The organism is Rhodococcus parequi (assembly GCF_046042785.1).
Lineage (GTDB): Bacteria > Actinomycetota > Actinomycetes > Mycobacteriales > Mycobacteriaceae > Prescottella > Prescottella parequi.
Genome location: NZ_JBDLNV010000003.1, coordinates 211,874 through 231,608 on the forward strand (window position 1 = coordinate 211,874; position 19,735 = coordinate 231,608).

Genomic DNA, 19,735 nt, shown 5'->3' on the forward strand with positions numbered 1-19,735 from the left:
TCCGCAATCCAGCCTGGAGATTCGCTGATGACTGCTGTGCCTGCCACCGACGTGAACACCGCGTCCCTCGCCGAACTGGACCCCGAGGTCGCCACCGCGATGGCGGGTGAGCTGTCGCGTCAGCGTGACACCCTCGAGATGATCGCGTCGGAGAACTTCGTTCCCCGCGCCGTGCTCGAGGCCCAGGGCAGTGTGCTCACCAACAAGTACGCCGAGGGCTACCCGGGTCGCCGCTACTACGGTGGCTGCGAGTTCGTCGACGTCGTCGAGGACCTGGCGCGCAACCGCGCCAAGGAGGTCTTCGGCGCCGAGTTCGCGAACGTCCAGCCGCACGCCGGCGCGCAGGCCAACGCCGCTGTGCTGATGGCGCTGATGAACCCGGGCGAGAAGCTGATGGGCATGGACCTCGCCCACGGCGGCCACCTCACCCACGGCATGAAGCTGAACTTCTCCGGCAAGCTGTACGAGGTCGCGTCGTACGGTGTCCGCGAGGACACCCACGTGGTCGACATGGACCAGGTCCGCGAGACCGCGCTGCGTGAGAAGCCGCAGGTCCTGATCGCCGGCTGGTCCGCCTACCCGCGTCACCTCGACTTCGCGGCGTTCCGCTCGATCGCCGACGAGATCGGCGCGAAGCTGTGGGTCGACATGGCGCACTTCGCCGGTCTGGTCGCCGCGGGTCTGCACCCGTCGCCGGTCCCGCACGCCGACGTCGTCTCCACCACCGTGCACAAGACCCTCGGTGGCCCCCGCTCGGGCATGATCCTGGCGAAGAAGGAGTGGGCGAAGAAGCTCAACTCCTCGGTGTTCCCCGGTCAGCAGGGCGGCCCGCTCATGCACGCGATCGCCGCGAAGGCCGTCGCGATGAAGATCGCCGGCACCGAGGAGTTCAAGGCCCGTCAGGAGCGCACCCTGGCCGGTTCGAAGATCCTCGCCGAGCGTCTCGGTGGCGCCGACGTCGCCGGCAACGGCATCTCGGTCCTCACCGGTGGCACCGACGTCCACCTGGTCCTGGTCGACCTGCGGCACTCGCAGCTCGACGGTCAGCAGGGTGAGGATCTGCTGCACGAGATCGGCATCACGGTCAACCGCAACGCGGTGCCGTTCGACCCGCGCCCGCCGATGAACCCGTCGGGTCTGCGCATCGGCACCCCGGCCCTGGCCACCCGTGGCTTCGGCGAGGCCGAGTTCACCGAGGTCGCCGACATCATCGCGACCGCGCTCGCCACCGGCGCCGACGCCGACGTCCCGGCACTGCGTGCCCGGGTCTCCAAGCTGGCGCAGGACTTCCCGCTGTACGACGGCCTCGAGAACTGGGGCCTGCTGCCCAAGGCCTGATCTCCCGGTCCACGACGGCCCGCGCCCTTCGGGGTGCGGGCCGTCGGCGTCTCAGCGCAACGCGTCGTCCGACACCGCCGGACGGTCGGGATGGTCGTAGCGCACCACGATGTCGGCGGCGGCATCGTGCGCGGCGTCGTGCGCGAGCAGGGGATCGACCGTCCACAGGTCGTCGGGTGGAGTGCGGCGTTCGAGGGCACTGCGGGAGAGCACCAGCCGTACGACGAGGTCGGTGCCGAGGCCGCGTCCGTGCAGCATCGGGCCGGCGAGAAGGAGCACCTGACCGGGTCCGGCGTCGAGGGTGGATGCCCGCGCCGAACGGTCGGCGGCCTCGTCCCACAGCCGCGGGAGCCACCGTCGCCGCTCGCGCAGGGCCGTCACGACCTCCCGCTGCAGCGCGGGATAGTCGAACCAGCCGGTGCGGAAGCTGTAGTCGTCGTGATGGCCGTGCTCGAGGCGGAGCGAGGCCGGGCGGACGTAGTCGTGCAGCGACACCACCGCAGCGGGGCGACCGGAGAGCTGCAGACGGGCTGCGATCCGCCCCGCGAATCCCACCGGATCCGCGGCGTCCGCGCCGGATACCGCGACCAACCGGACGCCGTCGGCGGCGGCGGCTCGTTCGGCCACCAGGTCGATCAGTGCGCCCGGAGTGACGGGGCGGAAGGTGGTCGTCACGGATCCAGTGTGGCGGAACTCGTCGGGCCGCGGCGAGCGGCTCTTCCCGTGAGCCGTCGTTCACGTGGACTTCACTCGACACGCCGGTCGCGTGCATCGGGCGATCGGTGTTCAGGCGTAGCGTCGCGCGTAACAGGCAGCAGGCGAAGCTGCCTGTACGGGAGGTCCTGATCGTGGCTGAAACATTCAGTGCGAGGGGGCCGGCACCCGGCCCTCGTGTCATCTGACACTCGGGCCCGGACCGGTCCAGCGAACAGGTTTGCGCGGGTGCCACGCAGACGAACGAGGAGCCTCACGTGACCGCAATCAGCTCCGTCCGCACCTACGTCCTCGACACCTCGGTCCTGCTCTCGGACCCGTGGGCCGTCAGTAGATTCGCCGAACACGAAGTGGTGCTGCCACTGATCGTGATCAGCGAACTCGAGGACAAGCGCCACCATCACGAGCTGGGATGGTTCGCCCGCGAAGCGCTGCGGATGCTCGACGACCTTCGTCTCGAGTTCGGTCGACTGGACCGTCCGGTGCCGATCGGCACCGAGAACGGCACGCTCCAGGTGGAACTCAACCACACCGACCCGTCCGTGCTTCCGGTCGGATTCCGAACGGACAGCAACGATTCCAGGATCCTGGCCTGTGCCCTCAATCTTGCCGCCGAGGGCAAGGACGTGGTGCTGGTCAGCAAGGACATTCCACTGCGCGTCAAGGCCGGCGCCGTGGGTCTGCCCGCCGACGAGTTCCGCGCGCACGACGTGGTCCCGTCCGGTTGGACCGGCATGACGGAACTCGATGTCAGCTCCGAGTTCATCGACCAGCTGTTCTCGGACGGCGTCGTCGACCTCGACGAGGCGCGGGAGCTACCGTGCCACACGGGTATTCGGCTGCTGGGTGACCGCTCGAGCGCGCTCGGTCGGGTGACCCCGGACAAGCGGGTGCAATTGGTGCGGGGCGAGCGGGAGGCGTTCGGACTGCACGGCCGGTCCGCCGAGCAGCGGGTGGCTCTCGATCTGCTGCTCGACGAGAGTGTCGGGATCGTCTCGCTCGGCGGCAAGGCGGGCACCGGCAAGTCGGCGCTCGCGCTGATGGCGGGGCTCGAGGCCGTCCTCGAACGGCGGAGCCATCGCAAGATCGTCGTCTTCCGTCCGCTGTACGCGGTGGGCGGCCAGGAACTCGGCTACCTGCCGGGCAGCGAGAGCGAGAAGATGGGCCCGTGGGCGCAGGCCGTCTTCGACACCCTCGACGGACTCGCCAGTCCCGAGGTGATGGAGGAGGTGCTCAGTCGCGGAATGCTGGAAGTGCTGCCGCTCACGCACATTCGTGGTCGTTCGCTGCACGATTCCTTCGTGATCGTCGACGAGGCGCAGTCGCTCGAGCGCAACGTCCTGCTCACCGTGCTCTCGCGGCTCGGCACCGGATCGCGGGTCGTGCTCACCCACGACGTCGCGCAGCGTGACAACCTGCGCGTCGGTAGGCACGACGGCGTCGCCGCCGTGATCGAGAAGCTCAAGGGCCACCCGCTGTTCGCCCACGTCACCCTCACCCGCAGTGAGCGTTCGCCGATCGCTGCGCTGGTGACGGAGATGCTCGAGGAGTTCGGGCCGACCGCCTGAGTGTTCCGCCGGGGGTGGGCATTCGCGGCCACCGGACGGCCTCCGAGGGGGAGGTGGCCGGACGGTGGCTGCGGCCGGCGTGACCGCACCCACCGCCCGGCGGTGCAGCGCTCGCCCGCGTCGGGGGGTGGGCGAGTGCCGCGACTGCTGCGACAGAGGAGAAGCAGCACCTCGGACGGTAGCGGCGGCAGCGGCCTCGAGGGAAACCGATAACGCCCGAAACTGGACATTTCATCCACCATTTCACCCCGTAGCAGCGCTGCCTCGTCGAGGTCGTACCAGCGTGCGGCCGGTTCCGCCCTCAAATCGTTGTTCAATATTGAAACGTGTTCTAGATTTGGATCCGGTGGTCGTCGGCGCGTACCGAGGGGTGGTCATGGAACAGAACACGGGTCAGGACGAGCGGTTCGACGTCGTCGTGGTGGGCGCGGGCGGCGCCGGCATGGCGGCCGCGATCACGGCAGCGCAGAAGGGGCTGAAAGTGGTCATCGTCGAGAAGTCCCGGTACTGGGGCGGATCCACGTCCCGATCCGGCGGCGGCGTGTGGATTCCGGGCAATTCGGTGTTGAAGCGGGAGGCGCCCGCCGACGACGTCGAGGCGGCTCGCCGCTACCTCCACAGCATCATCGGTCCCGGGGTGGACCCGGCCCGGATCGACACCTACATCGATCGCGGTCCCGAGGCGCTGCAGTTCCTCATCGACAACTCGGCGCTGAACCTGGAATGGGTGAAGAACTACTCCGACTACTATCCGGAGGCTCCCGGCGGACTGTCCACAGGACGTTCGTGCGAGCCCAAGCCGTTCGACGCCAGGGCGTTGGGTGACGACCTCGCCACGCTGCACCCGCCGTACAGCAAGGCTCCGCTCAACGTGGTGGTCAAGCAGTCCGACTACCGTTGGCTCAGTACCGGACTGCGGCACTGGCGCGGACCGGTTCGGATGATCCGGGTCGGCCTGCGCACGTTCGTCGCGAAGGCCCGGCGGCAGAAGCTGCTCGGGATGGGCGGCGCCCTCATGGCGGAACTCATGCTGGGTGTGCGCGCGGCCGGAATTCCGTTGTGGCTGAACACCGCCCTGGTCGACCTCGTCGTCGAGGACGGCCGGGTGGCCGGGGTGGTCGTCGAATCCGACGGCGGCAAGCGCACACTGCGGGCCGAGCACGGCGTGATTCTCGCCTGCGGCGGGTTCGACGCGAACGACGAGATGCGCAAGAAGTACCAGCGCGCGCCGATCGGCGCGGACTGGACCATCGGCGCCCCCACCAACACCGGCGACGGCATCAATGCCGGTCTGAAGGTCGGTACTGCAACAGCTTTCATGGACGATGCGTGGTGGGCACCGTCCATTCCCCTGCCCAGGGGGCCGTGGTTCGCGCTCGCCGAGCGGTCGCTGCCGCGCAGCATCATGGTCAACGACCGGGGTGAGCGGTTCATGAACGAGTCGCTCCCGTACGTGGAGGCCACGCACCGTATGTACGGAGGCGAGTTCGGGCAGGGCGACGGCCCCGGCGAGAATCTCCCCGCGTGGCTGATCTTCGACCAGACCTACCGTGACCGTTACCTGTTCGCGGGCGTCACCGCGCGCAGCCCGCTGCCACGCAAGTGGCTCGACAGCGGCGTGATCGTCAAGGCGTCGAGCATCGAGGAACTGGCCGACAAAGTCGGCCTCCCCGCCGACACCCTCGCGGCAACCATCCAGCGCTTCAACGGATTTGCGCGCAGCGGGACGGACGAGGACTTCCATCGCGGCGAGAGCCGGTACGACCACTACTACGGCGACATCACCAACAAGCCCAACCCGAGCCTGGGGGAGCTCTGCAAGCCGCCGTTCTACGCCGCGCAGATGGTGCCCGGCGATCTGGGTACCAAGGGCGGCATCGTCACCGACGTCGACGGGCGGGCGCTGCGCGAGGACGGCTCGGTGATCGAGGGCCTGTACGCGGCGGGCAACACCAGCGCCCCGGTCATGGGCCACACCTATGCCGGGCCGGGCGCCACGATCGGGCCGGCGCTGGTGTTCGGCTACCTCGCGGCGCTGGACATCGCCGCCAAGGCGGGTCGTCCGCTCAGCTCTCGCTGAGCGGTCCCAGCTCGGTCTCCAGAACCTCCTGCACGACGCGCATCGCGGCGAGCCCGGCCGGGGCGCCGCAGTAGGCGCTCGCATGGATCACGGTCTCGACGATCTCGGTGCGGGTCAGTCCGTTCCGGAGGGCGCCGCGGACGTGGCCGCGCAGCTCGTTCTCGGCGCGCAGCGCGATGAGCATGCCGAGGTTGATCAGGCTGCGGCTGCGGCGGTCCAGTCCGGGCCGGGTCCACACCGATCCCCAGACGTGTTCGGTGATGAACTCCTGGATGTCCTCGGAGTCGGTTCCGCGGGTGCGTTCGAAGGCCCGTTCGACGAAGTCGGCGCCCATCACCTCGGTGCGGACGTCGAGACCGGCCTGGAAGGCGGGGGAGGTGTTCTGGTGCTGTTCGGTCATCGCCGTCGGCTTCCTGTGTGGGGGTCTCGCGGCACGTATCGCCGGTACCGCACGCTCAGGGAGCCTACCCGGGTGGTCAGCGGCTCCGGAGCGAGCGGGCCGTGGCGGTGACCGTGCCCACCGCCACGTTGCCCCAGCTGAAGCGGTCCCGCCAGACCGCGATCCGGCCGTCGCGCAGCTCGAAGGTGCCGCACACCCAGAACGTCGAGCGCAGCGGACCCACGAACAGGGTGTCGAGCCGTTCGGTGAGGACGGTGTCGCCGTCGCCGACGATGTGCTGCATCACCGCCTCGAACCTTCGTGTCGGCTTGTTCGCGAAGGCGAGCGCCCGGCGGACCGCGGGCAGCCCGCGCAGGGTCGGGAGCGTCGTGTTCTGCCACACGATGTCCGGGGTGAGGTGTTCGACCGCGCGGTCGACATCCATGTCGGTGAGGGCCGCGAAGAAGTCCTCGACGACCTGTACTGCTGCGTCCGGTCGGTTGTCCACGGTGCACTCCTCCTGAATCGTCGTGGGGCTACTCGTCGTCCACCTTGGTCATCGCGAGCACGTCCAGGCGACGGTCGAGTTCGGCCTCGGTGAGCCCGTCGCCGATCAGCCCGCGATCGATCACGGTCTGCCGAATCGTCTTCTTCTCCTTCAGTGCCTGCTTCGCGACGGCGGCCGCCTCCTCGTAACCGATGACCGAGTTGAGCGGGGTGACGATGGACGGCGACGACTCGGCGAGCGTGCGCAGGTGCTCCTCGTCGGCCTCGAGTCCGGTGACGCAGCGGTCGGCGAACAAGCGGGAGACGTTGGCCAGCAGCCGGAACGACTCGAGCAGATTGCGTGCCATGACCGGGATGTAGACGTTCAGCTCGAACGCTCCGGCAGCGCCGCCCCACGCGACGGTCGCGTCGTTGCCGATCACCTGCGCCGCGACCTGCGTGACCGCCTCCGGCAGAACGGGATTGACCTTGCCGGGCATGATCGAGCTGCCCGGCTGCAGATCCGGCAGTCGGATCTCGCCCAGACCGGTGAGCGGACCCGACCCCATCCACCGGATGTCGTTGGCGATCTTCGTGAGCGAGACTGCGACGGTGCGCAGCGCACCGGACGCCTCCACCAATCCGTCCCGCGCCGCCTGCGCCTCGAAGCTGTTGCGGGCCGGGGAGAGTGCGTCGAGCCCGGTGGTGCGGACCAGTTCGGCGACGACCCGCGGACCGAAGCCGTCCGGCGCATTGAGGCCGGTCCCCACCGCAGTGCCGCCGATCGGGAGTTCACCGAGACGGGGGAGGGTCGCCAGCACCCGTTCCATGCCGGCCTCGATCTGGTGGGCGTACCCGCCGAACTCCTGGCCGAGCGTGACCGGGACGGCATCCATGAGGTGCGTGCGCCCGGACTTGACCACGGTCTTCCACTGCGCCGCCTTGTCGAACAACGCCAGCCGCAGGTGGTCGAGGGCGGGCACCAGATCCTTGACGGCCGCCTCCGTCGCGGCGACGTGCGTGGCCGTCGGGAACGTGTCGTTCGACGACTGCGACATGTTGACGTCGTCGTTGGGGTGCACGGTGACACCGGACTTCGCGGCGAGGCTCGCGATCACCTCGTTGGCGTTCATGTTCGAGCTCGTGCCGGATCCGGTCTGGAACACGTCGATCGGGAACTGGTCGTCATGGCGGCCGTCGGCGATCTCGTTCGCGGCGGCAATGATGGCGTCGGCTTTGGTGGATTCGAGGAGTCCGAGGTCCTTGTTGACCTGGGCGCAGGCGGCTTTCAGGAGGCCCATCGCGCGGATCTGAGCGCGTTCGAGGCCGCGCCCGGAGATCGGGAAGTTCTCGACGGCGCGCTGCGTCTGGGCCCGCCAGAGCGCGGCGGCCGGGACACGGACCTCGCCCATCGTGTCGTGTTCGATGCGGAACTGCGGTTCGCTGCTGTCGCTCATGGATCCAGCTTGCCACCGCGCGGGTCCCGCCGTGGAAGAGCTGAAGGGTCCCTTCGTGCGCTCGCGGCGCACGAAGGGACCCTTCAGCTGGAAGTACAGGTGGCCGATCAGGGCATCGGCGGCTGTGCGCCGTCGACGCCGTCGAAGTTGATCGACGAGAATTCGTGCAGCTTCTCGAGGCGGTGGTACGCCTCGATCATGCGGACGGTGCCGGACTTGCTGCGCATGACGATCGACTGCGTCGTCGCGCCGCCGCCGTAGTAGCGCACGCCCTTGAGCAGGTCGCCGTCGGTGACACCCGTGGCGCAGAAGAAGATGTTCTCGCCGGTGACCAGTTCCTCGGTGCGCAGGACGCGGTCCAGGTCGTGGCCCGCGTCGATCGCCTTCTGGCGCTCGGCGTCGTCGGTGGGGGCGAGCTTGCCCTGCAGCGCGCCACCCATGCAGCGCAGCGCGGCGGCGGCAATGATGCCCTCGGGGGTGCCGCCGATGCCCAGCAGCATGTCGACGCCGGAATCGGGGCGGGCCGTGGCGATGGCACCGGCCACGTCACCGTCGGAGATCAGACGGATGCGGGCACCCGTCTCGCGGATCTCGCGGATGATGTCGGCGTGCCGCGGACGGTCCAGGATCGTGACGGTCGTGTCGGAGACCGCGCGGTTCTTGGCCTTCGCGACGCGACGGATGTTCTCCGCGACACCGGCGGCCAGGTCGATGACGTCGGCAGCCTCGGGGCCCACGGCGATCTTGTCCATGTAGAACACGGCCGAGGGGTCGAACATCGCGCCACGCTCGGACACCGCGAGCACCGCGATGGAGCCCGGGGCGCCCTTGCTCATCAGCGTCGTGCCGTCGATCGGGTCGACTGCGACGTCGCACAGCGGGCCGTCGCCGTTACCGACCTCTTCGCCGTTGTACAGCATCGGGGCTTCGTCCTTCTCACCCTCACCGATGACGACGACGCCCTGCATCGAGACCGAGCTCACCATGTGGCGCATGGCGTCGACGGCGGCGCCGTCGCCGCCCTCCTTGTCGCCCCGTCCGACCCAGCGGCCGGCAGCCATGGCGGCCGCCTCTGTGACGCGTACCAGCTCGAGAGCGAGGTTGCGGTCCGGGGCCTCGCGGCGACTCGATGGGGTGCTGGCCGTCATGGGCAGTGCCTCCTGCAGTCAAGGTCGGCGCAATGTGGTGGCCGACACTTCTTGGGCGGTCGACCGCGGTGCGGTCGGGCCGTCGATTCGGTGGACGAATCTCGAGGGTGATTGTTTCATTAGCCGACGATGCGTGGCCTGCTGGGCCACCCGGAGCCGGGAACAGGAATACTGGACACCGTGCCCGACAAGAAGCCCCGCATCCTGCAGAACGGCCACGACATGATGTGGTCCCTGATCCCGCTCGTGATCGCGTGTCTGCTGATCGCGGGCGTTGCGAGTCAGTGCTCGTTCAGCCCGGGCGGCCCCAAGCCCGGACCGGTCCCCAGTTTCGACGCGGACGCGGCCTTCAAGTACGACTCGCGCGAGCTCGGCTTCCCGATCCGCAAGCCGGAGATCCCCGAGGGTTGGCAGCCGAACTCGGGCAGCCGCAGCATCGTCTCGGGGGACGGCGGCGGCGACTCGAGCAACATCGGCTTCATCACCGAGGTCGGCCGGTACATCCAGCTCACGCAGAGCGACGCGACCGTGGAGACGCTGGTCCCGTTCGTGGCGGGCGACACCCGGATCCAGAGCGGCACCGAGCGGATCGGCAGCCGGCAGTGGGACGTGTTCGACGACGGCGACTCCGAGGCGATCTGGGTCTCGGACTTCGGTGACGCCCGTGTCCTCATCACCGGCCCGGCACCGGCGGAGGACTTCAAGCAGCTCGCGGCCGCGATCGACGTCGCACCGCTGCAGCCCTAGGATCGTCGGCGCCGAGCCGTCACTCGGCGTCGTCCGCGTCCGCGTCTGCGTCGTCGGCGTGCGCGAGGGCGTCCTCGACCCGCTTGCGGGCGCCCGCGAGGTGCTCCTCGCAGCGCTTGGCGAGCGCCTCGCCGCGCTCCCACAGCGCGAGCGACTCGTCCAGGTCCAGGCCGCCCAGCTCGAGGGTCTTCACAACGACGACCAGTTCGTCCCGTGCCGCCTCGTATCCGAGTTCGGCCACATCGGTGTTGCTCATGATTCTCTTCCCATCACGGCGGCGCGTACCGCGCCGTCGGCCAATCTGACTCGGATCTGCGTGCCGGGCGGCGCGTCGTCCACCGATCGCAGCACCTCGGGCTCGCTGTCGCCGTGCACGCGCTGCACCACCGCGTAGCCGCGTGCGAGGGTCGCGGCGGGGCCGAGCGTGGCCAGCCGCGCCCGCAGATGTTCGACGGTTGTCGCGTCGGCGTCGATCGTGCGGGTGATGTCCCGGCGCGCGGTGTCGCGGAGGCGCTCGACCTCCTCGGCGCGGCGATCGATGCCGGCGAGGGGATCGGCGAGCACCGGCCGGCTACGCAGCTGCGCCACGAGATGCGACTCGCGTGCCACCCAGTTCCGCAGCGCCGCGCCCGCCCGTCCGCGCAGGTCGGCGACCAGCGCCTGCTCGGCGACGGCGTCGGGCACCACGCGCTTGGCGGCGTCGGTCGGGGTCGCGGCCCGGAGATCGGCGACGTGGTCGCTCAACGGGCTGTCGGGCTCGTGTCCGATGGCACTGACCACCGGCGTCGTGCATGCGACGATCGCGCGGCACAGCGTCTCGTCGGAGAACGGCAGCAGGTCCTCGACGCTGCCACCGCCCCGGGCCAGGATGATGACGTCGACGCCGGGATCGCGGTCGAGTTCCTCGAGCGCCTCGAGGATCTGCGGCACCGCCGTCGGACCCTGCACCGCGGTGTTGCGCACCTCGAACCGCACCGCCGGCCACCGGCGCTGCGCGACGCTCAGCACATCGTGCTCGGCCGCGCTGGCCCGACCGGTGATCAGACCGATGGTGCCGGGAAGGAACGGCAGCGGACGCTTGAGGCGAGGATCGAACAGGCCCTCCGCCGCGAGCAGTGCCCGCAGGCGCTCGATCCGGGCCAGCAGTTCGCCGATACCGACGGCCCGGATCTCGGTGACCCGCAGCGACACGGACCCGCGGCCGGTGTAGAACGACAGCTTGCCGAACATCACGACGCGGCTGCCCTCGGTGAGCGGCACCGGTGCGTCGCGCAGCAGTTGCGGCGAGCACGTCACCGACAGCGACATGTCCACGGACGGATCGCGCAGCACGAGAAAAGCCGTGCGGGTCCCGGGCCGGGCGTTGATCTGGGTGATCTGGCCCTCGACCCAGACGCTGCCGAGGCGGTCGATCCACTGCGCGACCTTCGTCGAGACGGTCCGCACGGGCCACGGCTGCTCGGCCGAACTGGGGGCCGGGCCGCTGGATGCGGGACGAGCGGAGGTCACTTGGCGCGGGCGGAGGTGATGCGGTTGGCGAGCATCGTCTGGAACGGTGCCCGGGCCGCGGTCCGCTCCTCGTACTCGAGCAGCGCCGTCAGATCCTCGACCGACAGCGACCGCAGGCGCGACCGCAGCTGCGCCAGTGTGAGAGCGGCGTAGTCGAGTTCCTCGGCAATCTCGGGAACCGGCACGTCGCCGGTGGCAGGCGTGTCCTGGCCCGTCGGCGCGGACGTGGTGCTCACCTCGTCGTCGCCCGGGGCCATCGAGTACAGGGCGAACCGGCCCGGAGTCGCACGGCCCTCCGCGTCGTCGTCGGTGGAGTTGTCGACGACGTCCGCGGAGTCGTCGACGTCCACCTCACCATTGGTGTCGAGATCGGCGCGGTCCTCGTCGAAGACGGCCCACTCCGGCTCTTCCTCGGTGCGGTCGAGGAGGCAGAACGCGCGGTCACCCTTGATGGCGAGCGCGGTCATCGACTGCTGCATCCGCATCGTGGTCTGCAGCACCTGACTGACCGCGGTCATCGGCAGCGTCATGGCCGTGGACGGCAGCTTGAGTGCCTCTTCGTAGGCCGTGATGGCCACACCGGCGGCGACGCGCGCCATGAACGGGGGACGAATCATGGTCACAGCCTGCCTCACGCGCGCCCCATTTGGTAGCCGACGGCCGCGAAGACCCCGCCGCTCGGCGTGGGATCCCGTGCTCGGCGGTTCGTTCGTTGTGTGCACCGTAGGCTGGGGTCATGTCTTCGGCAGTTCCTCTCAGTCTGGGTATCGCACGATCGGCCGGCGCGGATGCGGCCGGCAGCGGCAAGCGGGTCCTCCTCGCGGAACCGCGCGGCTACTGCGCGGGCGTCGACCGCGCGGTCGAGACCGTGGAGAAGGCCCTCGAGAAGCACGGTGCGCCGATCTACGTGCGCAAGGAGATCGTGCACAACCGGCACGTCGTGGACACGCTCGCCGAGCGCGGCGTCGTCTTCGTCGACGAGACGGACGAGGTGCCCGCGGACTCGGTGCTCGTCTTCTCCGCGCACGGAGTGTCCCCAGCGGTGCACGCCGCGGCCGCGGAGCGGAGGCTGCACACCATCGACGCGACGTGCCCGTTGGTGACCAAGGTGCACCAGGAGGCCAAGCGGTTCGCCCGCGACGACTACGACATCCTGCTGATCGGCCACGAGGGCCACGAGGAGGTCGAGGGCACCGCCGGCGAGGCGCCCGAGCACGTCCAGATCGTCGACGGTCCCGACTCGGTGGATTCGATCACGGTCCGCGACGAGAACAAGGTCATCTGGCTCTCGCAGACGACGCTGTCGGTCGACGAGACCATGGAGACGGTGGAGCGCCTGCGGGAGAAGTTCCCGAAGCTGCAGGATCCGCCGAGCGACGACATCTGCTACGCCACCCAGAACCGTCAGGTCGCGGTGAAGGCGATGGCGCCCGAGTGCGACCTCGTCATCGTCGTCGGGTCGCGGAACTCGTCGAACTCGGTGCGTCTCGTCGAGGTGGCGCTCGGTGCGGGCGCCGGATCGGCCTACCTCGTGGACTACGCCCGTGAGGTGGACCTCGCGTGGCTGGACGGAGTGCAGACGGTCGGCATCACGTCGGGCGCCTCGGTGCCCGAGATCCTGGTTCGCGGCGTCATCGACCTGCTCGCCGAACAGGGGTTCGCGAACGTGCAGTCGGTCACCACGGCCAACGAGACGCTGGTCTTCGCCCTGCCCCGCGAACTGCGCGCGGCGCGGACGTAGGACTCCGCCGGATCAGCCCTCGAACGGGGGCTGATCCGGGCGATCGCGGTACCGGACCTCCGGGATCGGATGTGCCGGAACCTCGGTGGTCCGGCGGGCGCGGGTCGACACCGGATCGCGCTGGACGGGCTCGCGATACGGGGCCTCGCGGCGCGCACCACGAGGGATCGGGTCGCGGTGAACGCTCTCCCGGGGCCCGGTCTCACTACGCACCGGTTCGCGGTGACCGTAGTCGCGGCGCAGTGTCGTGTCCTCGTAGGCGCGACCCTGGTACGGGTTGCCGGTCGATGCGGGGGGAATGTGCGCGGTCGCGGGCTCCGGTGCGGGCCGGGACGTCCGGGTCGGCCGCGCGGCACGGGTGGGTGCGCGTCGATCGTCGGCGATCGGTTCGAAAACGGTGGTGCGGTCGTCCTGCACGGTGGTGCGGTCGCTGCGCGGACGACGGGAGCGGGAGGGGCGAGCCTCCGCGCGGCGGTCCCGCGAGCGTGGCGGTGTGCTGGGCCGCGGCTGGACGAGGAACACCCGCGCCGCAGCGATCAGGCCCACGACGACGGTGGCCGCGAGCATCAGCGGAAAACGGTTGACCAGCGGGTAGGCGACGTTGATCGCCATGTCCTTGAGGCCGGTGCCCGCGCCGTCGGTGAGGAACTGTGCGCCGAGCGGGACCGCGACGAAGAGCAGCAGCGGGGGCTGCACGACGGCCGTGAACAGGCCGCGCTTGCGGACCGCGAGCACCGCGAGGAGACACCCCAGGAAATACATGGCGGAGAACGCCGACGTCAGTTCGTTCCCCGAGACGGCGTCGAAGGCGAACCCGAGGAAGGTGGATCCGGCAGCCACGGCGACGGCGCCCCACGCGGGTATGCCGGGAACTGTGGGCAGTGCGGAACGTTGGTCGAGGGGCACCCCGGATCGAGCGCGTTGGGTTGCGGACACACCTCGACAGTAGTCGTTCATCGGCCGTGTGCTCGAGTGGCGCCGCCGTCCGAGGCCCGGAAATCGCCGACGGTCGCGCCGCGCGTTGTCGGTCGGGTGCTCTAGCGTGAGCGCGCATGAGGATCCTCCACACGTCGGACTGGCACATCGGGCGCACCTTCCACGGTGTCGACCTGCTGGCCGATCAGGCTCGGGTGCTCGACGCGATCGCGGCCGTCGTGACGGAGCGCGGCGTCGATGTCGTCGTGGTGCCGGGGGACGTGTACGACCGGTCGATCCCCAGCGCCGACGCGGTCGCCGTGTGCAATCGGGGGTTCGAGGCCATCCGAGCGGCCGGGGCCACGATCGTCGCGACGTCGGGCAACCACGACTCGCCGGTGCGTCTCGGCGCCGGCGCGGCGTTCGCGGCGGCCGGTGGGCTGCACCTCATGACCCGGGTGTCGGCGCTCGACGTTCCGGTGGTGCTCGACGACGAGCACGGCCCGGTCGCGTTCTACGGCATTCCTTACCTCGAGCCCGAGATCACCCGCGCCGAGTTGGGTGTGCCGCAGGCGCGGTCGCACGCCGAGATCCTCGACGTCGCGATGACGCGGATCCGGGCCGACTTCGACGCGCGGCGCGCGGGTCGGCCCGGGCTGCGTTCGGTGCTGCTGGCGCACGCGTTCGTCGTGGGCGGGGAGGCCACCGGTTCGGAGCGGTCGATCTCGGTCGGCGGTGTGGAGACGGTGTCGGCGTCGGCGTTCGACGGTGTCGACTACGTGGCGCTCGGACACCTGCACTCGCCGCAGACGCTCGCGGAGAACGTTCGCTACAGCGGTTCGCCGTTGCCCTACTCGTTCGGTGAGCGCTCGCACCGCAAGGCGGTGTGGCTGGTGGATGTCGACGCCGCCGGTCTGGCGACGGTGGACCGGCTCGATCTCCCGGTGGTGCGCGGGCTCAGTCAGCTCACCGGGACGCTCGACGAACTACTGACCGACACCGCGTTCGAGGTCGCCGAGGATCACTACGTCTCGGCGGTGCTCACCGACGCGCTGCGCCCGGTGGACGCCATGCGGGCGCTGCAGTCTCGTTTTCCGCACGCGGTCCACATGGAATGGCAACGCCCCGAGGGTAATCCGGAGCTGAGGTACCGCGACCGGGTGCGTGGCCGCTCCGACCTCGAGATCGCGGCGGGCTTCCTGACCGACGTGCGCAGCGACGCGACGGCGGGTGAGGTGCGGCTGCTCGAGCAGGCGCTCCGCAGCGCCACCGCGGCCGAGTCCGCCATTCCGGCCGTCGTGGCGGAGGCGTCCGCGTGAGGCTGCACGATCTCGAGGTGTCGGCGTTCGGTCCGTTCGCAGACACCGTGAGGGTCGACTTCGACGAGCTCGGCGCGGACGGGCTGTTCCTGCTGCACGGGCAGACCGGCGCCGGGAAGACGACGATCCTGGACGCGGTCGCGTTCGCGCTCTACGGAACGGTGCCCGGGGCCCGCAAGGAGGGCAAGCGGCTGCTGTCGGACCACGCCCCGGCGGGGGCCGTGCCGACGGTGACGCTCGAGGCGACGGTCGGTGGGCGCCGGGTCCGGATCACCCGCAGCCCCGAGTACCAGCGCGCCAAGAAGCGTGGCACCGGAACGATCACCGAGAACGCCAAGGCCACCCTGGCGTGGCTGGACGGTGAGGGTGAGAATCTGTCGCGGATTCCGGACATCGCCCGTGAGATCGAACATCTTCTGGGCATGACGGCCGATCAGTTCTTCCAGGTCGTCCTTCTCCCGCAGGGCGAGTTCGCGAAGTTCCTGCGCGCCGACAACGAGGAACGCGGCAAGCTCCTCGAGAAGCTCTTCGACACCACCCGGTTCAAGACGGTCGAAGAGTGGTTCGTCGACCGCAAGAGGGCCAGTGACGCGCGGGTCGTGGAGCAGCGCAAGCAGGTCGAGTTGGCGTTGGCGAAGGTGTCGGCGGCGGCGGGGATCGAAGCCGGGTCCGACGGCGAGCCACTGGTCTGGGCGCGGCGCCTGCTCGATCAGGCCGTCGAGACCGCGGAGCTGACCGTCACCGAACTGGTCCGCGCCCGGGGCGTGGGCGCGAAGGTGCGCGCTGCGGCGGTGAAGGCTCGGCAGGTTCTCGACCTGCAGCGTCGGCGTGATGCCGCCCGCAGTGCGATCGCCGAGCTCGACGAGCACGCCGCCGAACGCGAGGCGCTGGCGACCGAGGCGGCCCGTGCCGGGCGAGCCGAGGCCGTGGCATCCGCTTCGGCGGAATCCGAGTCCGCGGCACGCGCAGCCGAGGCAGCGGCCCTGCAGGCGCGCACGGTCGCCGCGCGGCTCGCGGCGTCCGAGGACGGTGCAGGTCTGGTGGCGCGGCTGTCGTGGCCGCAGTCGGATGCGGACCGGGCGACGATCCGCGCCCAGGAGCGGGCCTGGGCGGCCGAGGTCGTCCGCTTGGATTCCCTGCTCGGCGAGGCTCGCGCGATGACGCAGGGAGAGCGCGAGCTCGACGAGATGCGTCGCCGCAGTGCGGATTTGGATCGACAGGCCGAGAAGCTCGTCACCCTGCGCGCCCGACTACCCGAGGACGTGGCCGCCGCCGAGGAAGCGCTGCGCAGGGCCGAGCAGGCGCAGAGCATCCTGCCCGGATCGGAGGAAGCCGCTGCGCGCGCCGGGGACGCCGCTGCCGCCGCCGACGAATTGATCACGGCGACAAAGGCACTGGAGGATCGTCGCGCTGCGGTCATGCAGGCGCGCGGCGCCCAGCAGGATGCGCGCGCCCGACTGCTGGACGTGCGGGAGCAGCGCATCGCTGGGATGGCCGCGGAGTTGGCCGCGCAACTCGTCGACGGCGAGCACTGTGTGGTGTGCGGATCGATCGAGCATCCCCGGCCTGCCCTCCCCGGTGGTGTCCCGGTCACCAAGGAGGACGAGGAGGCCGCCCGGGTCACCGAACAGCGGGCGGCGGCCGCACTCGAGCGCGAAACGGGACGTCTGGCCGAGGCGGAGCGGCACGTCGACCGGCTGACCCAGCGTGCCGGCGGCGGTGATCGCGAGGAACTGCGCCGGCTCCACGCCGCCGCGGTGGCCCGGGTCGAGCAGACGCGTGCGGTCGCGGCCGGACTCGCGAGTGCGACGGCGTCGGTGCACGAGCTGCGTGCCCGGGGAACGCAGTTGGAGGAACAGGCCCGTTCGATCGACACCGATCAGGCCGCGCTCCGCGCTCGGATCGACGCCACCGAGACACAGGTGTCCGAGCTCCGCACCCGGCTCGTGGACGCCGCCGGGGACGACGAGAGCGTGCCCGCCCGGCGGGACCGCTTCGACGACCTCGCGACGCGGGCGGCACAACTACTCGACGTCCGCGATCGGGCTGCCGCGCTCGAGGCTGCTGCGCACGACGCCCGGACCCGCGCCCTCGCCACCGCCGCCGATGCAGGGTTCGCCTCGATCGCAGACGCGTTGGAAGCGGTGCGCCCGACGCAGCGGATCACCGAGATCGAGGCCACGCTGGCTGCGGCGCGGGACCGCCTCGCCGCCGCCCGCGCGGTGCTGGCCGAGCCGGACATCCTCGCGATCGACGGGCTGGACCCGGTGGATCTGACGGCCCCGGAGGCGGCGGAACGCGAAGCCGCGCGGGTCATCGAGGCGGCCGCGAGCGCGGCCGACGAGGCGGAGAACCGACGGCGGAACCTCGAGCACTACATCGACCAGTTGGGAACGACCCTGACCGCGCTGGGGCCGGTGCTCGCCGAGCACGAGGAACTGGCCGGCCTCGCCGACGTCGTCGCCGGACGCGGCCAGAACTCGCGCAAGATGTCGTTGCGTTCGTACGTGCTGGCCTCACGGCTCGAGGAGGTTGCGCTGTCTGCGTCGGTGCGGCTGCGCCGGATGTCCGCGGGCCGGTACGAGTTCGTCCACTCCGACGAGGCGGGCTCCCACGGGCGCCGCGGCGGCCTCGGGCTCGACATCCGCGACGACTACACCGGGGTGGTCCGCTCCGCGAAGACCCTGTCGGGCGGAGAATCGTTCCTCGCGTCCCTGGCGTTGGCGCTCGGTCTGGCGGACGTCGTGGCCGCCGAGTCCGGTGGTGTGGTGCTCGACACGATGTTCATCGACGAGGGGTTCGGCACGCTGGACGCCGACACCCTCGACCTGGTGATGGGTGTGCTCGACGAACTACGGGCGGGCGGGCGCGTGGTGGGCATCGTCAGCCACGTCGACGAGATGCGTCAGCGGATCCCGAGCCGGCTGCACGTGCTGCGCGGCCGGACCGGGTCCTCGTTGGAGATGATCGCCGGCTAGACCGTCGGCCCCGGCAGATTCGGGTTCGGCGCGGGTTCGGCGATCGGGCTGGGCTCGTCGGTCGTGGGCTCGCCGATCAGCGGGGTGACGGCGCCGCCGGCCGTCGCGTCGGCGGCGTCGAGCAGCGCATCCTCCTCGAGTCGTTCGTCGATCTGCTCACCGAGGTAGCGGATCACGACGGCGCCGACGGCCGCGACGGGGACGGCGAGGAACGCGCCGACGATGCCGAACAGCGATCCGCCGGCGGTCACCGCGAGCAGCACCACGACGGCGTGCAGTCTCATGCTCTTGCTCTGCAGCACCGGCTGCAGGACGTTTCCTTCGATCTGCTGGACCGCGATGATGATCGCGAGCACGATCAGCGCGGTGGTGAGGCCGTTCGCGACCAGTGCCACCAGGACCGCGAGAGCGCCGGCGACGAACGCGCCGACGATCGGAACGAAGCCGCCGATGAACGTCAGAATCGCGAGGACGGGGGCGAGCGGCACCCCGAGGATCAGCAGTCCCGCGCCGATGAAGACCGCGTCGATGAGGCTGACGAGGGCCTGGGTGCGGATGAAGCCACCGAGCGTGTCCCACATCCGTCCGAGGACCTCTTCGAGGTGCCGTCCGGCGCGGCCACCGCTGACTCCGTGCAGCCACGGGACGAACCGCGGACCGTCCTTGATGAAGAAGAAGGCGAGGACCAGGACGAGGCCGAGGGTGACGATCATCGATCCGGCGGTGGTGACGCCACTGAAGACGCCGGACGCGATGGCCGTGCCGCTCTCCTGCAGCTTGGAGGTGACCGCGTGGACCGCGTTGTCGATCTGTTCGTCCTGCAGGTTGATCGGAGGGCCCTTGAGCCAGTCCTGCACCTGCTGGATGCCCTGGGTGGCCTTGTTCGCCAGCTCCGGGGCCTGGTCCACGACGGACGGCACCACGAGCGCGACGACGCCGCCGAAGAGGGCGAAGAAGACGAGCAGTGTGATCGATGCCGCACCGGCGGGCGGCACACCGCGCTTGGTGAGGGCCCGCGTGGGCGGCCACAGCACCGTGCTCACGACGATCGCCAGCATCACCGGGAGTGCGATCACCCACAGCTTCTGGAGGATCCAGCCGACGACCAGTGCGCCGATCGCGATAGCGGCGAGGATCAGCGACCACTTCGCCAACCACAACCCGCCGGCGCTGATCACCTCGCCGCGCTCGCGTAGCCGCGGTCGCTCGGTGGGCAGGGCGGTCTTCTTCAGGCTCACAGGGCGAGGGTCCTTCCGGCAGGCTGAACAGTGACCTGTCGAATCTACGCATTTCTCCGCGGAACGGCTCGAGTAATCGATCCGGTCACGGCCCGGTTAAAGCCGACATTCGGTGTTC

Annotated in this window: 17 protein-coding genes; 7 read left to right on the forward strand and 10 right to left on the reverse strand. The window is 70.1% G+C overall.

The features are described 5' to 3' along the window. The first annotated feature begins 27 nt into the window (after positions 1-27). Complete coding sequence (glyA, locus tag ABEU20_RS09250; RefSeq protein ID WP_420164120.1) at positions 28-1,338, forward strand: serine hydroxymethyltransferase; 1,311 nt, start codon at positions 28-30, stop codon at positions 1,336-1,338. Between the two features lie 51 nt (positions 1,339-1,389). Here the strand turns inward: glyA and ABEU20_RS09255 are convergent, their stop codons facing one another. Continuing rightward, positions 1,390-2,013, reverse strand: coding sequence for a nucleoside/nucleotide kinase family protein (locus ABEU20_RS09255; RefSeq protein ID WP_420164121.1), 624 nt, complete (start codon positions 2,011-2,013; stop codon positions 1,390-1,392). A 296-nt stretch (positions 2,014-2,309) separates the two neighbouring features. Here ABEU20_RS09255 and ABEU20_RS09260 point away from each other — a divergent pair, with 296 nt between their 5' ends. Together ABEU20_RS09260 and kstD are read left to right on the forward strand one after the other, a co-directional pair. Continuing rightward, positions 2,310-3,620: a PhoH family protein gene (locus ABEU20_RS09260; protein ID WP_420164122.1), complete on the forward strand. Its 1,311-nt coding sequence runs from the start codon at positions 2,310-2,312 to the stop codon at positions 3,618-3,620. Between the two features lie 376 nt (positions 3,621-3,996). Beyond that, a complete protein-coding gene (gene kstD, locus ABEU20_RS09265) occupies positions 3,997-5,700 on the forward strand; it encodes a 3-oxosteroid 1-dehydrogenase (RefSeq protein WP_420164123.1) in 1,704 nt (567 codons plus the stop codon). Here the strand turns inward: kstD and ABEU20_RS09270 are convergent. From ABEU20_RS09270 to glpX, 4 genes are all read right to left on the reverse strand, one after another. Next, positions 5,687-6,100, reverse strand: a complete 414-nt coding sequence (locus ABEU20_RS09270; RefSeq protein ID WP_420164124.1) for a carboxymuconolactone decarboxylase family protein — start codon at positions 6,098-6,100, stop codon at positions 5,687-5,689. The genes kstD and ABEU20_RS09270 overlap by 14 nt on opposite strands. A gap of 76 nt (positions 6,101-6,176) precedes the next feature. Continuing rightward, a complete protein-coding gene (locus ABEU20_RS09275) occupies positions 6,177-6,587 on the reverse strand; it encodes a limonene-1,2-epoxide hydrolase family protein (protein ID WP_420164125.1) in 411 nt (136 codons plus the stop codon). A 28-nt stretch (positions 6,588-6,615) separates the two neighbouring features. Then, on the reverse strand, positions 6,616-8,022 hold the full coding sequence (locus ABEU20_RS09280; RefSeq protein ID WP_420164126.1) for a class II fumarate hydratase: 1,407 nt from the start codon (positions 8,020-8,022) through the stop codon (positions 6,616-6,618). 107 nt (positions 8,023-8,129) lie between these two features. Next, complete coding sequence (gene glpX / locus ABEU20_RS09285) at positions 8,130-9,170, reverse strand: class II fructose-bisphosphatase (protein WP_420164127.1); 1,041 nt, start codon at positions 9,168-9,170, stop codon at positions 8,130-8,132. A 180-nt stretch (positions 9,171-9,350) separates the two neighbouring features. Between glpX and ABEU20_RS09290 the strand changes: the two genes are divergently transcribed. Next, on the forward strand, positions 9,351-9,917 hold the full coding sequence (locus ABEU20_RS09290; RefSeq protein ID WP_420164128.1) for a DUF4245 domain-containing protein: 567 nt from the start codon (positions 9,351-9,353) through the stop codon (positions 9,915-9,917). 19 nt (positions 9,918-9,936) lie between these two features. Here the strand turns inward: ABEU20_RS09290 and ABEU20_RS09295 are convergent, their stop codons facing one another. From ABEU20_RS09295 to ABEU20_RS09305, 3 genes are read right to left on the reverse strand one after another with little or no spacing between them, the layout of a single operon-like run. Further along, entirely contained in the window at positions 9,937-10,173 is a 237-nt protein-coding gene (locus ABEU20_RS09295) for an exodeoxyribonuclease VII small subunit (RefSeq protein WP_420164129.1), read from the reverse strand. Further along, positions 10,170-11,426 (reverse strand): exodeoxyribonuclease VII large subunit, encoded by a 1,257-nt coding sequence (gene xseA, locus ABEU20_RS09300; RefSeq protein WP_420164130.1) that lies wholly within the window; start codon positions 11,424-11,426, stop codon positions 10,170-10,172. Before xseA ends, ABEU20_RS09295 begins: the two co-directional genes overlap by 4 nt. Next, a complete protein-coding gene (locus tag ABEU20_RS09305; protein ID WP_420164131.1) occupies positions 11,423-12,043 on the reverse strand; it encodes a lipid droplet-associated protein in 621 nt (206 codons plus the stop codon). The genes xseA and ABEU20_RS09305 overlap by 4 nt, the downstream gene beginning before the upstream one ends. A gap of 119 nt (positions 12,044-12,162) precedes the next feature. Here ABEU20_RS09305 and ABEU20_RS09310 point away from each other — a divergent pair, with 119 nt between their 5' ends. Beyond that, complete coding sequence (locus ABEU20_RS09310) at positions 12,163-13,167, forward strand: 4-hydroxy-3-methylbut-2-enyl diphosphate reductase (RefSeq protein WP_420164132.1); 1,005 nt, start codon at positions 12,163-12,165, stop codon at positions 13,165-13,167. Positions 13,168-13,179: 12 nt separating this feature from the next. Here the strand turns inward: ABEU20_RS09310 and ABEU20_RS09315 are convergent, their stop codons facing one another. After that, positions 13,180-14,103, reverse strand: a complete 924-nt coding sequence (locus ABEU20_RS09315) for a DUF6542 domain-containing protein (protein WP_420164133.1) — start codon at positions 14,101-14,103, stop codon at positions 13,180-13,182. Positions 14,104-14,219: 116 nt separating this feature from the next. Between ABEU20_RS09315 and ABEU20_RS09320 the strand changes: the two genes are divergently transcribed. Next, complete coding sequence (locus ABEU20_RS09320; RefSeq protein WP_420164134.1) at positions 14,220-15,401, forward strand: metallophosphoesterase family protein; 1,182 nt, start codon at positions 14,220-14,222, stop codon at positions 15,399-15,401. Further along, positions 15,398-18,379, forward strand: a complete 2,982-nt coding sequence (locus tag ABEU20_RS09325) for an AAA family ATPase (protein WP_420164135.1) — start codon at positions 15,398-15,400, stop codon at positions 18,377-18,379. The genes ABEU20_RS09320 and ABEU20_RS09325 overlap by 4 nt, the downstream gene beginning before the upstream one ends. Here the strand turns inward: ABEU20_RS09325 and ABEU20_RS09330 are convergent. Then, on the reverse strand, positions 18,376-19,617 hold the full coding sequence (locus ABEU20_RS09330) for an AI-2E family transporter (protein WP_420164136.1): 1,242 nt from the start codon (positions 19,615-19,617) through the stop codon (positions 18,376-18,378). The two genes, ABEU20_RS09325 and ABEU20_RS09330, sit on opposite strands and share 4 nt — an antisense overlap. Between the last annotated feature and the right edge of the window lie 118 nt (positions 19,618-19,735).